Genomic DNA, 14,505 nt, shown 5'->3' with positions numbered 1-14,505 from the left:
ATTTTGACTTGGTCGTCGACTCGGCCGAGGTATTCGAGTTCGCCGTTGGGTCGCCAGCGGGCAAGGTCTCCGGTGCGGTACATCCGTTCGCCGGACCCGAATGGGCAGGCGATGAACCGTTGCGCGGTCAGGCCGGCCTGGTGCAGGTAGCCGCGGGCGAGGCCGGTGCCGGCGAGGTACAACTCGCCCGCCACCCCCGGCGGCACCACACCCAAGCGGTCATCCAGCACATACGCGCGCACATTCCAGATCGGCCCACCGATCAGCGGCGTTTCCAGCCCGGACAGCGGCCCGCTCATCGTGGCGCAGATCGTCGCCTCGGTCGGGCCGTACGCGTTGAACATGCGCCGGTCTCCCGCCCAGGCCGCCGCGATCTCCGGCGGGCACGCCTCGCCGCCGACCAGGAGACACTCCAGCGCGGGCAGCTGCTCCGGTCGCACCCCGTCCAGCGCACTCGGCGAGACCAGGGCATGGGTGATCCGCAGCTCCGACAGCGCCTCGGCGAGGACCTCGCCGGCCAGGGGGCCCGCCGTGGGCAGCACGAGCGTCGCGCCCACCGGCAGCGACATCAGCAGCTCCATCACCGCCGCGTCGAAACTCAGCGACGCGAGCTGGCCGACCCGCGAGCCCGGCCCAATCGTGCACGTGCCGGCCAGGAACGCCGAGAAGCTCGCCAGACCCTGATGCGTGACCACCACACCCTTCGGCCGGCCCGTGGACCCGGACGTGTAGATCACGTACGCCGGATGGGCGAGCCGTAGCGCCGCGATCCGCTCGTCGTCGGTGACGGCTCCGCCGGGCAGCGAAGCCACCTGATCGCCCACCCGCGCGTCGTCCACCTGGATCATGCCAACGGCCGCCGTATGCGGCAGGGCCGCCCCGGTGGCACGGTCACTGATCAGCAGCTGAGGCTCGGCGTCGTCCAGCATGAACGCGATGCGGTTCGCCGGGTACGCGGGATCGATCGGCAGGTACGCCGCGCCGGCCTTCAGCACGGCCAGCACGGCCGCCACCATCTCCAGCGAGCGCGGCAGTGCCACCGCCACCAGCCGTTCCGGGCCCGCGCCGGCGCCGATGAGGTATCGGGCGAGGCGGTTGGAGCGGGCATCGAGCTCGGCATAGGTCCAGGAGACGCCGCCTGATGTGACGGCGACCGCATCTGGTGTGCGGGCCACCCGCGCGGCGAACAGGTCCGGCAACGTCGACGGGGGGACGGTCCGGGCCGTGTCGTTCCACCGGTTCGTGACCAGGTCCCGCTCCGCAGCGGTCATCGGCTCCATCTCACTCACCACGCTCGGCTCGGACGCGGCTGTGCGGACTAGTCACGGCGACCTCACTTCTCTCGGCACGACCCGGCTGGACAGGCGGCGTCGCGACGCCACGGCAGGCGGCTGGAACCAGCGTGCCGGGCCGATTTGCCCCGTTGCACCTTTGCCATTGCTGGCACCGGCCGGCGGCGGGCAGTGGGACGCGCTGCCCCCTACCGCTCCGGTCCGCACGGGCGAGGACGACCGGCGCGGAAGGGCCTGCCCAGAATCGCCACAGACCTCGAACGGAAGGCCGTCGTCACAACGATGATCAGCACGCATGAGGAGCCAGCGGGCGCGCAGATCGGTGCGGGGCACTGGGTCCGGCCCTGGTCGGTGATCCTGGCCGATGCCCCCGGGCCGTCATTGGCGCGGCCGGCTGCGGATGGCGCATGGCAGGTGTTCGCCGCCTCGGACGACCCGATGGCCGCATCGCTGCGGCGGGCCCTGGAACAGGCCGGCGTCGGCGCCGGCGTCCTGGTCTGCCTGCCCCGTGGCCGGCGGGAGGAGCAGGTCGAGCTTGCCCTGTCCGGCGCCCAGGCCGTGCTGGCCGGCGCGGACGACCGGCGCTTCGTCCTGGTCGGGCGCGATCCGGGCGCGGCCGCGGTGGCCAGGACGCTGCACCTGGAAGCGCCGCGGGTGCGCACCACCGTCGTCCACACCGGCCGTGGGCCGCAGGTCGTGGCCCGGGTCGCCGCCGAGGTGGCCGCCACCATCACCTACAGCGAGGTGCACTACGACGCGTCCGGCGTGCGGCGGGTACCGGTCCGGCGGATGCTGCCCACCCGCGCAGGCGACCCGGCGGTGTATCCGCTCGGCCCCGGCGATGTGCTGTTGGCCGTCGGAGGCGGCGAGCGAGTCACCGCCGAGTGCGCGCTGGCGCTCGCCGGGCGCAGCGGCTGCCGGCTGGGTCTGATCGGCCCCGGCGACTCCGCCGAGGATGCCGGACTGGCCGCCGACCTGGCCCGCCTGGCTGGCGCCGGCGTGACGGTCCGATACGCGCGAGCCGACGTGACCGACGCCGCGCAGGTGCGGCGCGCCGTCGCCGAACTGGCGCGAGACCTCGGCCCCGTCACAGCCGTGCTGTACGGCGGCCGGTGCAGCGAACCCATCGGACTGTCCGCGCCGCGCATGACGGACGTGCGCGATGCCATCGCGGCCCGGACCGACGGTCTGCGGGGGGTCCTCGCCGCGGTCGGTCCCGGACGGCTGCGACTGCTCGTCACCGTCGCCAGCGTTGCGGCGCGGCCGGGGTTGCCCGACGCGGTCGCCGGCGAGTGGCTGGCCGAGCTGGCCGCCGGCTACGCGGGCTGGTACCCGGACTGCCGCACGCTGTGTCTGCAATGGCCGGCCGCCGAATCGTCGGAGCAGCCGGGCGTGCACCTCCTGCACCGGCTGCTGTCGGATCCCGGGTGCCCGCACACGGTGGTGATCAGTGGCCGTACCGAGGGCGTCGCCACGGTCCGGTACGAGCGGCCGGAGACGCCACCGCTGCGGTTCGTGTCGCGTCCGCTGCTGTGGTACCCGGGTGTGGAGCTGGTCGCCGAGGTTCGCCTCGATCCCGCGACCGACCTGTACCTGGCCGATCACCGGCTCGGCGACCGGATCCTCATGCCCGCGGTCCTCGGGATGGAGGCGATGGCGCAGGTGGCCGCCGCGCTGACCGGTGAGGACCGGGTGCCGGTGCTGGAACGGGTGCGGTTCGTGCGGCCGATCGTGGTCCCGCCCAGCGGCGCGACCACGGTCCGGGTGGCCGCCCTCGCCAACGAGGACGACAGCGTCGACGTGGTCATCCACAGCGAGGAGACCGGCTACACCGCGCCACACTTTCGGGCCCGGCTGCGCTACGGCGACGATGTCGTCCCGCCAGGCGCGCAGCGGATCCCTGACCAGCTGCCGACGGTCCCGCTGGACCCCGTCGCCGAGCTGTACGGCAGCGTGCTGTTCCAGGGAGACCGGTTCCAGCGGTTGCGCCGGTGCCACCGGGTGACCGCCCGGCACGTGGACGCCGAGGTCATGCTCGTGCGCCGGCGGTGGTTCGCCGACCCGCTACCTGGGACGCTGCTGCTTGGCGACCCGGGAATGCGCGACGCCCTCATGCACGGCAACCAGCTCTGCGTCCCGGACGCCACGCTGCTGCCGACGTCGATCGACCGGCTGTACCCGGCGGGCCGCCGGCTACCGGGCTCCGGTGAGGTCCGGTACTGCGCGACCGAGCGGGCCCGGTCCGGGGACACGTACATCTACGACGTCGCCGTGCGCACCGCCGACGGGCAGGTGGTGGAGCGGTGGGAAGGGCTGCGGCTCGCCGCGGTGCGCAAGACCGACGCGCGCGGGCCGTGGGTGGCGCCGCTGCTCGGCCCGTACCTGGAGCGGATGCTGCACGAGCTGACCGGCGCCCGGCTCGCGATCGTGGTCGAGCCGGACGGGCCCGGCGTCGACCGGGGGGGCGTGACGACCGCCGTGGCGCGTGCGCGGAGCCAGGCGGTCGCGCTCCGCCACCGGCGCGGCGGCGCCCCTGATGCCGACGGCGAGCAGACGGTCCGGGTGGCGCAGGGCGCCGCGCTGACCCTCTGCGTGGCCGGGCCCGAGATAGTCGGATGCGCCGTGGAAGCGGTGACACGGCGGCCGCCGGACCCTCGGTATGCCGGGCTGCTCGCCGAGATCCGGTCGGACGCCGAGGAGGACGCCGACATCGCGGCGGCCCGGGTTCGCGCGGTGGTCGCGTCGCTGGGCCACAGCGGTGGTCCGGTGCCCCGACCGGCGTTGGTCTCCCGCCCTCGCCCGGGTTGGGTGCTCTTCGCCATTGGCGACCGATGGGTGGCGACGTTCGCCACCACGGTGCGTGGTGCGGACCGCGCGGCGGTGTTCGCCTTGCTGCCGGGAACGCCGACGAAACTGAGCACATTGGAAGAATGAGAGTGGGCGGCGGCGATGCGCCCGGACGGGCGTGCCAGTTGCCGTGCCTCATGAACGGTCGAACCTCGTCCGCACGGCGCTGAACGACGCCGACCAACGGTTCCGGACCGCCACCGAGGACACCGCGCCTGACCTGCCGGTGCGCGGCTGGGACATCGCCCGAGCGCTGCGCGTCGCCTGGCTGATGCCCGACGAACATGCCGCCCCGTACTGGGAGCTGTTCCTTCTCGGCATGCTGCGCCTGGAGTACGGCACGCTGCTGAACACCTCCCTCCGGATGCCTGGGCGGCCGACCGCCCCGATGGCGCGGTGGACTACGCGCAGCGGCGTCAGGCGCCCTGGGCTGCCACGCCGAAGCGAATCGCCACGTGATGCTCCTGCGCCAGCCGACGAAGTGCGGTCATGGCCGCGTCCAGCAGGATGCTGCGCACGACCGCAGCGGCGCGGTCGGCCCCGACGCCGTCCGCCAGCAACAGGTCGAGCTCCTTGACGGCCTGGGTCTCGGCCGCGGCGGCGTAGTCGCCGAAGAATTCCACCCCGCACTCGCAGCCCAGTCTGCGCAGGGCGGCGACGACGGCGGTGAGTCGTTCGCGCGCGGGGGTCTGCCCGTTGCTGTGCCAGCCGAGGTCGTCGAGGAAGGCGTCCACGTCGGACTGGGCGCCGCGCAGGTGTTCGGTGCCGGCGGCGCGAGCCGCTTCCGGTGCCGAGCAGGCCCGGTCGACCAGCTCGTAGAGCTGGGACAGTGATCGCTGGCTGTCCTCGATGGCGATCAGCAACTGCCGGACCGTGGTCAGTTCCAGCTGGCCGATCTGGGTAAACGCTCTAATTAGTTCCAGGCGCCGCAGGTGCGCCTCGCCGTAGTCGGCCTGATTGCGGCCGGTCGGGGTGCCCGGGGGCAGCAATCCCTCACGCAGGTAGAATTTGATGGTTGCAATCGATACGCCGGCCTGCCTGCTCATGTCCGAAATGCGCATGAAACACCCCCGCTGTAAGCATACGACGTCGGGCACCGCGGCGTTGGGTACGGCGGCGCGTCGATCGCAGTCTGCGCGTGTTCCCCTCGCTCATGCCGACATTATCGTTGAGGTCGTCGCATGAAGCCATCAGCCTCTGTTGCTCGGTTGTGATTGTCCCGGCTCTGGCTCTTGGGCGGCATTTGCGCCGTTCGTTTCCGTGCTGTGCCTGCCGTTCGGGTCGAGCCGGTTTAGAATAGTGCGTGACGGCTTCCGAGGGATTGTCGCATTCTGTGTTGTGGCACTTAATGGCCACGATCCGACACCATGTCGCCCGAGTGGCTGCGCCCTGGACGGATTCGTCTATATTCCTGACAGTCATTTCTTGCGGATGCGTCAGGCGGCCTGTTGCCGGCTGGACGACGCCGTCTCCGGGTTGCCGTGGGTCTCCCCGGCTAGCAGGCCAGGGCCAGCTTCCGCGCGTCCATCAGGGCCAGCAGGGCCGGCGGGTCGATGGAGCGGGCCGGCTTGAGCTGGAGGCTGGTGTGGATCACGGTGGTCGACGAGATTTCGAGCGGGCCCTGGGCAGCCACACATACCCGCGGGTTGTCGGGGTCCATCGTGGCGTGCAGGTCGTCGTTCGCGATCGACTGGGCCAGCAGGTACCAGGTGCCGGCGGGGACGGCGTCGAGACGGTACGAGCCCGGCCGGGTGAGGACCGTGCAGCGCACCGGACGGCCTTCCAGCACGCGTTCGGGGAACAGGCCGAGGAAGATCATTTCGTTCTGGTGCGTACCGGGCAGGCTGGCCCAGCCGGAGACGCGGGCCCGCGACGGCATGGCCGGCAGCGGATGCGTCGCGATCTGCGGCGCGTGGCCCCGCAGCCGGCGATAGGCCGTCGGGGACATGCCGACACTGCGGCTGAACCGGGAGCTGAACGTGCCGACGCTGTTGTAGCCGACCTGGACGCTGATGTCGACCACGCTCAACGACGTGGACACCAGCAGACGCTTCGCCTTTTGCAGCCGTAGCGCGGACAGGAAACGACCCGGCGAGATGCCGGTGATCCGCTGGAACACCCGGGTGAAGTGAAACTTGCTGAACATGGCCGCCCTGGCCAGGTCGTCTACGGTCAGCCGTTCACCGAGGTTCTTGTGCATCGTGGCGATGGCCCGCCGCACTGCCATTTCGACCGACTGTTTCATAACGCCTCCCTGAACCAAAGAATGTGATTGAAGGAACTCAATGAAGGCGAATTGCGTACACCGACTCCTGGAGTCCACGTTCTCCGACGATTCTGGGTGAATTGTTCGGGCGCTCGTCGATCCGACTGTGATGTCGGCGGTGGTCCGGTCCCGGTTCACCGTTGATCGACTGGCGCTGAGACTACGTCAGGCATCTGTTCTTGGCAATACCCGCTCGACGGCACGGAACGATGCCCACGAATGGCCGCGTCACGCAAAGTAGCGTTACGTTAGTTGATTGGATACCGGTGCGATCTAATGTAGATAGTGCGAATATCCGGTCTCCGCTTCCGAGTGGGCTGCCGAGTGGCAGGCGGCCCTGTTGGCCGGCCGCCGGGCGGAGAGTCGGCGGGCTCGGCACCTTTGAAGTGGACAGATCTGCCGCCGTTGCGTACCAGAGCCAAAGCAAGGAAAGTTGCCCATTGACGGGTGCGTCGAGTAGGACGGGAATGAGCATCTTGTTGGCGTGGTGACGTTCCATGGCCTGCTTGATCCGGGTGTGGCCGGCGAGCGGATCAGGGCTGCCCGGTGTCGACCTCCCCACGCTCGTCCGTGACGACACCGACCAACCCATGGAAGGCCGACACGAGCGGCCTTTCTTTGCAGACGACGACTGGCGTGAAGAACCGTCATCGTCTACTAAGTGGTCCGCGCCGTAAGTCCTTCGGGGGTTATGTCGCCAGGGCCGATGCGGCAGGCTGGTGGTCGCAGCCGGGAGGCTGTTGGGGGTTCTGTTCTTTCTGTTCGTGTCGCTCGATCCGGGCCATGAGATCATCGAGGTCGGCCGGGGTGAACTTCCAGCTGAAGGGCCGGGCTGCGAGGTGCCCTCTAAGCCATGGAATAGAAGCGTCAGAACTCCTGTCCTCCCAGCTCAGAGGGCATCTCCTAGCTCTGGCACGCCGACGCGAACACAATTCATCGGTGGATCCAGGCCCAGTGATCGGCAAGCTGATCGTTGCCGGCGCCGGGTGAGCATGTCGTCTTGAAAGCTGCTCCACCGGCGAGCGCGACGGGGTGCGCAAGCATGAAGACGTGACCGCCCCTCCGAGGGGGCGGACGCGGCCGGAGGCTCGCCGACGGCGGTAACGGCGAATGCGGACCGAGAGGGCTCAGCCGGGCTCCTGGCCTGCTTCTGGCCGACGGCGATGGCCTTGACGGGTCCACACCAGACCGGCAACGCCTGCTGGTCCGGATACTTGGCCACGACCGCGCGCCGTACCTTCGACGAACGGTTTCCGCCGGCCGTCATTAGCATCGACATGCGTCAACAAGCCTCAAGGCGCGCGAGAGAAGTCCCCACGTCTGCTTGACACGCCCGATCGCCGGCCCACTTCTGGACCGCCTGATGAGGTGGCAAGGTGCTGGGCTGGCGGCGCGGGTCACGATCCGGCCAACTGGTCGCGGCGACGGATGAGGTACGCCGTCTCGGCGGTGTTGCCGGCCAGCGCGATGGCCCGGTCGTACGCCGCCCGCGACTCCTCGCTGCGGCGCAGCCTGCGCAGCAGGTCGGCGCGGGTGGCGTGGTAGGCGTGGTAGCCCTCCAGCGGCAGGCCGTCCACCTTGGCCAGCGCGACCTCCGGGCCGTCGAGTTCGCCGACCGCGATCGCCCGGTTGAGCCGCACGATCGGTGAGGGGTCGAGGCGGAGCAGTTGGTTGTAGAGCGCGACGACCTGCGGCCAGTCGGTGTCACGGACGTCGCGGGCGTCGGTGTGGACGGCGGTGATCGCGGCGAGGACCTGGTAGCGCCCCGGCGCCTGGCCGCAGGCGAGGCGGGCGCGGACCAGGGCATGACCCTCGGCGATCAGCTCGCGGTCCCAGACGCTACGGTCCTGCTCGCCAAGGGTGACCAGTTCACCGCTGGCCGACACCCGCGCGGCCCGTCGGGCCTCGGTCAGCAGCATCAAGGCCAGGAGTCCGGTGACCTCGCCGTCGGCCGGCAGCAGGGCATGGATCAGCCGGGTCAGCCTGATCGCCTCGCCGGTCAGGTCGCTGCGGACCGCCTCCTTGTCGGGGTCCGAGGCCAGGTAGCCCTCGTTGAAGATCAGATAGAGCACGGTGAGCACTCCGGTTACCCGGGCCGGAAGGTTCTCACGTAGCGGCACGCCGTAGGGGAGCTTCGCCGCCTTGATCTTCGCCTTCGCGCGGGTGATCCGCCGACCCATGGCGGCCTCCTGGACCAGGAACGCGCGGGCGATCTCGGGCACGGTGAGACCGCCCACCATCCGCAGGGTCAACGCAACCCGCGCCCCCAGGGCAAGCGCCGGATGACAGCAGGTGAAGATGAGGCGGAGCCGGTCGTCGTCGATGGCGCCGAGCGGTTCCGGAGGGTCGGACAGCATCAGCGCCTCCTTGTGCTTCTCCGCACGCTTGGCCTCGTGCCGGATCCGGTCGATGGCCCTGCGGTGGGCGGTGGTGGTCAGCCACGCGCCGGGACTCGGAGGGACGCCGTCGACCGGCCAACGCTCGACGGCCGTCGCGAACGCCTCGGCGGCCATCTCCTCGGCGATGTCGAGGTCCCCGAAGCGCCTGGCCAGGGTCGCGACCACCCGGGCCCACTGCTCGCGGTGGACCCGGGCGATCACCTCGTCGACGTCGGTCACGCACCCAGGAACGGCCGCAGCTCAACCCTCCGGTTGCAGCTCTTCGAGCCCTGGGCGGCGAGCCGGAGCGCCACGTCGAGGTGGGGCACCTTGATGATCCAGAAGCCGCCGACGTACTCCTTCGACTCCACGTAGGGCCCGTCGGTGAACACCGCCTCCCCGTCCCGGCCGTCGATCACGGTGGCCGTGCTGGGCTCCGCGAGACCGCCGGCGAAGACCCAGTGGCCATTCGCCCTGAGTTGATCGTTGAAGGCGTCGATCGCGACCATTTCAGCCCCGGTGCCGGAGTTGGTCCGGTCGTCGAGGACGGAAATCAGGTACTGCGCCATCGGAGTCGTCTCCCTGTCGTCGTCCGGCCGCCCCCGTGGGCCGCCTCTCACCTCTGCTACGAACGCCGCAGCCTTGATCCGACACGGTCGGCCGAGGTTTCTCTGCAGATCTTCGTACGCGATGAGGCGCGGGGCGGACAACCGGACGTCGACGGGGAGTGTGTGCTGACCGGGCAGGGCCGGTCCGGGGCAGGTCCGGCGGTGGGTGCCGCCAGAGTGCCTGGATCCGCCGTCGTGGATGCCGGGCAGACCGTTGCCGAACTGTGCGCAGAGGGCCGCAGCCGCGGCGTCGTCGCGGGTCCGGCTCCGTCGGCCGGGCGTGTAGGGGTACGACGCCCCGCCCGGCCGTACGACCTGGTCACAGCCGGGCTGCGGCGTCGTACCGGCGGCGCAGGTTGGCCATCTCCGAGGGGGTCAGCGCCTCCTCTTGCGCCAGCGTCGCGTACTTGGGTGGGAACATCTGCCGCAGCCGGTCGATGAACCTGACGTCGGCTGTCGCCTCGACGACCTGGATGCCCGGGGGTTCGGCGGACATGTCCATGATCACGGGGCCGACCAGCTTGACCGCCACGTCCCAGGGACGCTTCTGCTCGGCGATTCCGCAGAGATGGAAGCCGTAGACCCTCTGGACGTCGGCGAGCGAGGCGGCCTCGGCCGGCTCGTGGCCGTAGACGCGGACCCCGCAGATCACCGACGGCTTCTCCCCGGCGGCGCCCTGCTGGGCGCTGTGTCCGGCGTGGTTGTGCTGCTCCGGGTCCGCCTGTTCGAGCGTGGTGCGCATCCGGGCCACGATCTGTGCTTGCAGATCCGCCGGCTCCGCCTCCGGGCTGGCCCGGTTGAGTACGACCGCGCTGGCCGAAACCGTCAGCAGGATCACCGCCACCCACACCAGGCGGTGGCGATACCACCCTGCGAGGCTCTCTCGGGAAATCATGATCGCTTCTCACCTCGTTGCCGGTCCTGGCGTGCTGGCAGACCGAATCGGATGCCCCGAGCGTCTGGCGTCGAGCGCGTCGGCCGTCGGGGGACACGTGCGTCTGGCGGGCGAGAGTGCCCGCCCGGCATGGTGCCCGTCATCAGGGCGATGGCCCGGCGATGTGGCATGCGAGGTCCGCCGAAGCGGCGCACTGCCGGCACTGCGATGCTCCCGTGCTGGCCGTTCTCAGCGCGGTTGCCCCCGCGCTGCGGCGATATGAGCTATTCCAACACGGCTGGATCCACGCTGGCAACATCGACGAGCATCCGTGCATTCGCCGCCCAGGCGTGGGCGGCGTCTGCCGACGCCGACCTCACCGTCCCGGCTGCGGAGTTCCTGGCGGGGTCCCGGAGTCACTCGCGCCGCCGCACCCGGCGGATGACCCAGTTCGTCACGGCGCTGGCCACGCTGACTGCGCTCACCGTCGTGCTCGCCGGCGTGGCTCTCCAACAACGCGCCGACGTCGAGCGGCAACGACGCGAGGCGGTCGACCAGCGCAATGAGGCCGTCTCGCGGTTGATCGCCGGCCGGGCCGACAAGCTGCGTGACAGCGACGTCTCGCTGGCGATGCAGCTGAGCCTCGCCGCCTACCGGACCGCGCCCACGGTGGAGGCCCGATCCAGCCTGCTCGACCTGGGGAAACGGGGACGACCGTCACTAAAGCGCACGCTGGTCAGCGGGTCGGCGCTGGTGCAGTCGGTGGCCTTCAGCCCGGACGGACGCCTGCTCGCGGCCGGCGGCGACGACCACCGGATCACGCTGTGGGACGGCTCGGGGCGGCGGCACGGAAGCAGGCAGGTCGGGGCGGGCCTGCATCGCGGCGACCAGGTCCTCCCGAGCACGGGCGACGCGCGCCCTCACGGTGTCGACCGGGCATCCGCACAACTCGGCGGTTTCGGCGTAGGACATGCCGAGCAACTGGGTGGCGACGAACGCCTCCCGCCGGTCGGCGGGCAGCGCGGCGATCAGGTGATCCAGGGCGATCTGTCGGTCGAAGCCGCTGTGCTGACGATCGGTCACCTCGTGTGACTCGGGCAGCGGCGCCGCGCGGGGCCGCGTCGTGACGGTCCGCACCCGGTCGACGGTGACCCGTTGGGCGATTCTCAGCAGCCAGATCCGGGCGGAGGACCGGCCGGCGAAGGACGGCAGGGAGCGTACGGCGCGCAGGTAGGTCTCCTGCGTGAGATCGTCGGCCTCGCCGGGGGAGGCGATCGCGGCGAGGTATCGCCACACGGACGCCTGCGTCGCACGGACGAACTGGGCGGCCGCCTCGTGGTCGCCCTGACCGGCCGCCAGCGCCCAGGTGGTGACCTGTGCTTCGTCCGTCACGTCCGTTCCCTTTCGTCCCGGTGATGTCCTGCCGGACCACTGACCACGACAGCCTGTAGTAGAGGCTGTCGGGAGAGACTATGGCATCCTGCGGGAACCGTCCCTCGGTCGTACGGCTCGCGGCCGCGCACGGATCAACGCGCGGCGGAAGTGCCGATCTGTACACCAGGGTGCGCTGGGGTGGGCCGCCACCGGGACAGCCGGAGGCTGTTGAGGACCACCAGGAGGCTGGACGCGGCCATCGCCGCCGCCGCCACCATCGGATTGACCAGTCCCGTCGCCGCCAACGGGATCATGAGCGTGTTGTAGGCGAAAGCCCAGAACAGATTGCCCTTGATGGTGCGCAGGGTGGCCCGGGCCAGCCCGAGCGCGTCCACGGCGGCGGTCAGGTCCACGGTCCCGGCGGCGGAGTCGGCGCGGACCAGGGTGACATCGCTGGCCTCGATGGTGATGTCGCTGCCGGTGGCGACGGCGATGCCGAGGTCGGCCTCGGCCAGCGCCGCCGCGTCGTTGACCCCGTCGCCGACCATGGCCACGGCGCGTCCCTCGGCGCGCAGCCGGCGTACGGTGGCGGCCTTGTCCTCGGGGCTGACGCCGGCGAGCACCTCGATCGGTCCGACCAACGCGGCCACCGCCTCGGCGGCGGCGGGGGTGTCGCCGGTGAGCAGGACGGGCCGTAGTCCGGCCTCCCGGAGCCGGGTCACGGCCGCGACGGCGGTGTCGCGGAGGCAGTCGGCGATGGTGATCCATCCGAGCAGGTGACCGTCCTGGGCCACGTACACGACACTGTCGGCGCCGACAGCGGTCGCGGGCACGGTGACGCCGGCCTCGGCGAGGTGTCGGGCGCTGCCGACGATGACACGAGCCCCATCGACCGTGCCGGCGGCGCCCCGCCCGGGCGTGGCGCAGAAGTCCACCGCGACCGGCAGCCCGGTGCCGCAGCGCTGTCCGGAGGCGATCACCACGGCCTGCGCGAGCGGGTGCTCGGAGCAGGACTCGACCGCCGCGGCGACGCGGAGCAGCTGTTCCTCACCGATCCCTGCGGTGGGGTGCACCTCGGTGACCCGCATCCGGCCGGTGGTCAGTGTTCCGGTCTTGTCGAACACCACGGTGTCGATGCGATGGGCGGACTCCAGCGCGGCGGCGCCCCGGATCAGCACACCGAGTTGAGCGCCGCGGCCGGTGCCGACCAGCAACGCGGTCGGGGTAGCCAGGCCGAGAGCACACGGGCAGGCCACGATGAGCACGGCGACCGCCACCCCGACCGCGGTGGTGGCGGGGGCGAGAACCAGCCATGCCGCGGCTGTCGCCACGGCGATCACCAGCACGAACGGGACGAAGATGCCGGCGATGGTGTCGGCGAGCCGCTGCACCCGGGCCTTGCCGGCCTGGGCCTCGGCGACCAGCCGGGCGATCTGAGCGAGGCGGGTGTCCTCGCCGACCCGGGTGGCCCGCACCACCAGCCGGCCGCCGGTGTTGACCGTGCCCCCGGCGACCGGGGAGCCGGGGCCGACCTCGACCGGCACGCTCTCACCGGTCAGCAGCGAGGCGTCGACCGCGCCGGCGCCGGTCTCCACGACGCCGTCGGTGGCGATCCGCTCCCCGGGTCGGACCACGAAACGGTCCCCGACCTGCAGGACGCTCACGGGCCGCCGGTGCTCCGCACCGTCGGCGTCGAGGACGGTGGCCTCGCGTACGCCGAGTTCGGCCAGGCCGCGCAGCGCGGAACCGGCGCGGTGCCGGGCCCGGGCCTCGAGCCAGCGCCCGACGAGCAGGAAGGTGACCAGACCGGCGCCGACCTCGAAGTAGAGGGCGTGGCCGTGACCGCCGGTGAGCGAGAAGGTCATCGTCAGGCCCGGCCGCCCGGCGGGGGTGGCGAGTAGCGCCCACATGCTCCACACGTACGACACCAGCGCGCCGAGACTGACGAGCGTGTCCATGCTGGCCGCCCCCTGGCGGGCGTTGGTCAGCGCGGCCCGGTGGAACGGCCAACCCGCCCACGCGACAACCGGGGCGCTCAGCACCGCCACGACCCACTGCCAGCCGGTGAACTGCAGCGCGGGCACCATGGAGACCACCATGACGGGGACGCTGAGCGCCGCCGCGCCGGCCAGCCGCAGGCGCAGCGGAGGGTCCTGGTCCGTGTCCGCGGTGTCCGTGCTCGGCGGGTGGGCGGTGTAGCCCAGCGCGGTGACGACCGCGACGAGTTCCGTGACGGGCACGGTGGGCGGGTGGGTGACGGTGGCCGTGGCGGTGGCGAAGTTGACCGTGGCCTGTACGCCGTCGATGCGGTTCAGCTTGCGTTCGATCCGGTTCGAGCAGGCAGCGCAGGTCATCCCGCCGACGCTGAGCGGGGTCAGCGTCAACTGCGCCGGCGCGGTCACGGTCGGCCTCCGGTCAGCTCGAACCCGGCCTCGTCCACGGCGTGGCGCACCGCATCCGGTAGCGGCGGAGTGTCGCTGCGGACGGTGACCAGGGCAGCGGCGAGGTCGACGGTGACCCCGCGGACGCCGGGCAGTGCGCTCAGCGCGGCGGTGACGGACTGGACGCAGTGGTCGCAGCTCATGCCGAGCACGTGGTAGGTGGACTCCACGACAGACCTCATCTTCGGTGGATTGATTCCGCGCATCGGGCGGGTGGCAGCGTGGCGGCAGCGTGCCCTCGTGCCGTCGGTGAACGACGCGCCGCCGTGGCCCTTCGCGGCGCGTGACGTGTCTCGGCTCACGTTGATGGTACGCAATGCGGGGTGGCGCGGATCATCGATTTGTCACGTCTTTTGTGTGACTTGCACGGGGCGAGGCATGGGCGGCCTCGGCGCGTGACCGATTCCAGTGCAGGCCGGACGCTG

The 14,505-nt window shown here is 71.1% G+C and carries 9 protein-coding genes and 2 pseudogenes; 2 read left to right on the top strand and 9 right to left on the bottom strand.

The window, feature by feature from the left end:
* The coding region (locus tag ACFT41_RS25375; RefSeq protein WP_377614010.1) for an amino acid adenylation domain-containing protein at positions 1 to 1,199 on the bottom strand (1,199 nt) is incomplete at its 3' end.
* Between the two features lie 375 nt (positions 1,200 to 1,574).
* On the opposite strand from ACFT41_RS25375, the gene ACFT41_RS25370 reads away from it, so the two are divergent.
* Positions 1,575 to 4,226 carry a polyketide synthase dehydratase domain-containing protein gene (locus tag ACFT41_RS25370; protein WP_377587711.1) on the top strand — a complete coding sequence of 884 codons (2,652 nt, stop codon included), beginning with the start codon at positions 1,575 to 1,577 and terminating at the stop codon, positions 4,224 to 4,226.
* Positions 4,227 to 4,555: 329 nt separating this feature from the next.
* Here the strand turns inward: ACFT41_RS25370 and ACFT41_RS25365 are convergent, their stop codons facing one another.
* The 5 genes from ACFT41_RS25365 to ACFT41_RS25345 all read right to left on the bottom strand — a co-directional run bounded on the left by ACFT41_RS25365 (position 4,556) and on the right by ACFT41_RS25345 (position 10,286).
* Complete coding sequence (locus ACFT41_RS25365) at positions 4,556 to 5,200, bottom strand: MerR family transcriptional regulator (RefSeq protein WP_377587710.1); 645 nt, start codon at positions 5,198 to 5,200, stop codon at positions 4,556 to 4,558.
* 434 nt (positions 5,201 to 5,634) lie between these two features.
* Positions 5,635 to 6,384, bottom strand: coding sequence for a helix-turn-helix domain-containing protein (locus ACFT41_RS25360; protein ID WP_377587709.1), 750 nt, complete (start codon positions 6,382 to 6,384; stop codon positions 5,635 to 5,637).
* 1,418 nt (positions 6,385 to 7,802) lie between these two features.
* Positions 7,803 to 9,023, bottom strand: a complete 1,221-nt coding sequence (locus ACFT41_RS25355) for an RNA polymerase sigma factor (RefSeq protein WP_377587708.1) — start codon at positions 9,021 to 9,023, stop codon at positions 7,803 to 7,805.
* Positions 9,020 to 9,352: a YciI family protein gene (locus ACFT41_RS25350; RefSeq protein WP_377587707.1), complete on the bottom strand. Its 333-nt coding sequence runs from the start codon at positions 9,350 to 9,352 to the stop codon at positions 9,020 to 9,022. Before ACFT41_RS25350 ends, ACFT41_RS25355 begins: the two co-directional genes overlap by 4 nt.
* Positions 9,353 to 9,710: 358 nt before the next feature.
* Entirely contained in the window at positions 9,711 to 10,286 is a 576-nt protein-coding gene (locus tag ACFT41_RS25345) for a hypothetical protein (protein WP_377587706.1), read from the bottom strand.
* 51 nt (positions 10,287 to 10,337) lie between these two features.
* Here ACFT41_RS25345 and ACFT41_RS25340 point away from each other — a divergent pair.
* Positions 10,338 to 11,084: pseudogene (locus ACFT41_RS25340) on the top strand (hypothetical protein); the annotation flags it as partial.
* Positions 11,085 to 11,132: 48 nt separating this feature from the next.
* On the opposite strand, the pseudogene ACFT41_RS25335 reads toward ACFT41_RS25340, so the two are convergent.
* The 3 genes and pseudogenes from ACFT41_RS25335 to ACFT41_RS25325 form a co-directional block, all read right to left on the bottom strand.
* A pseudogene (locus tag ACFT41_RS25335) lies at positions 11,133 to 11,657 on the bottom strand (sigma-70 family RNA polymerase sigma factor); the annotation flags it as partial.
* Between the two features lie 134 nt (positions 11,658 to 11,791).
* Positions 11,792 to 13,993: a heavy metal translocating P-type ATPase gene (locus ACFT41_RS25330; protein ID WP_377587714.1), complete on the bottom strand. Its 2,202-nt coding sequence runs from the start codon at positions 13,991 to 13,993 to the stop codon at positions 11,792 to 11,794.
* Positions 13,994 to 14,037: 44 nt separating this feature from the next.
* Positions 14,038 to 14,262: a heavy-metal-associated domain-containing protein gene (locus ACFT41_RS25325; protein WP_377587705.1), complete on the bottom strand. Its 225-nt coding sequence runs from the start codon at positions 14,260 to 14,262 to the stop codon at positions 14,038 to 14,040.
* Between the last annotated feature and the right edge of the window lie 243 nt (positions 14,263 to 14,505).

Origin of the sequence: Micromonospora sp. NPDC057141 (genome assembly GCF_042670805.1) — a bacterium.
Taxonomy (GTDB): Bacteria; Actinomycetota; Actinomycetes; order Mycobacteriales; family Micromonosporaceae; genus Micromonospora.
This window is presented reverse-complemented; position numbering and strand designations above follow the sequence as displayed.

Excerpts from the sequence above, each read along its gene's own strand:
- ACFT41_RS25345 (WP_377587706.1), bottom strand. The coding sequence starts at position 10,286 with ATGATTTCCCGAGAGAGCCTCGCAGGGTGGTATCGCCACCGCCTGGTG.
- ACFT41_RS25360 (WP_377587709.1), bottom strand. The coding sequence starts at position 6,384 with ATGAAACAGTCGGTCGAAATGGCAGTGCGGCGGGCCATCGCCACGATG.
- ACFT41_RS25365 (WP_377587710.1), bottom strand. The coding sequence starts at position 5,200 with ATGCGCATTTCGGACATGAGCAGGCAGGCCGGCGTATCGATTGCAACC.
- ACFT41_RS25330 (WP_377587714.1), bottom strand. The coding sequence starts at position 13,993 with ATGACCTGCGCTGCCTGCTCGAACCGGATCGAACGCAAGCTGAACCGC.
- ACFT41_RS25350 (WP_377587707.1), bottom strand. The coding sequence starts at position 9,352 with ATGGCGCAGTACCTGATTTCCGTCCTCGACGACCGGACCAACTCCGGC.
- ACFT41_RS25325 (WP_377587705.1), bottom strand. The coding sequence starts at position 14,262 with ATGAGGTCTGTCGTGGAGTCCACCTACCACGTGCTCGGCATGAGCTGC.
- ACFT41_RS25370 (WP_377587711.1), top strand. The coding sequence starts at position 1,575 with ATGATCAGCACGCATGAGGAGCCAGCGGGCGCGCAGATCGGTGCGGGG.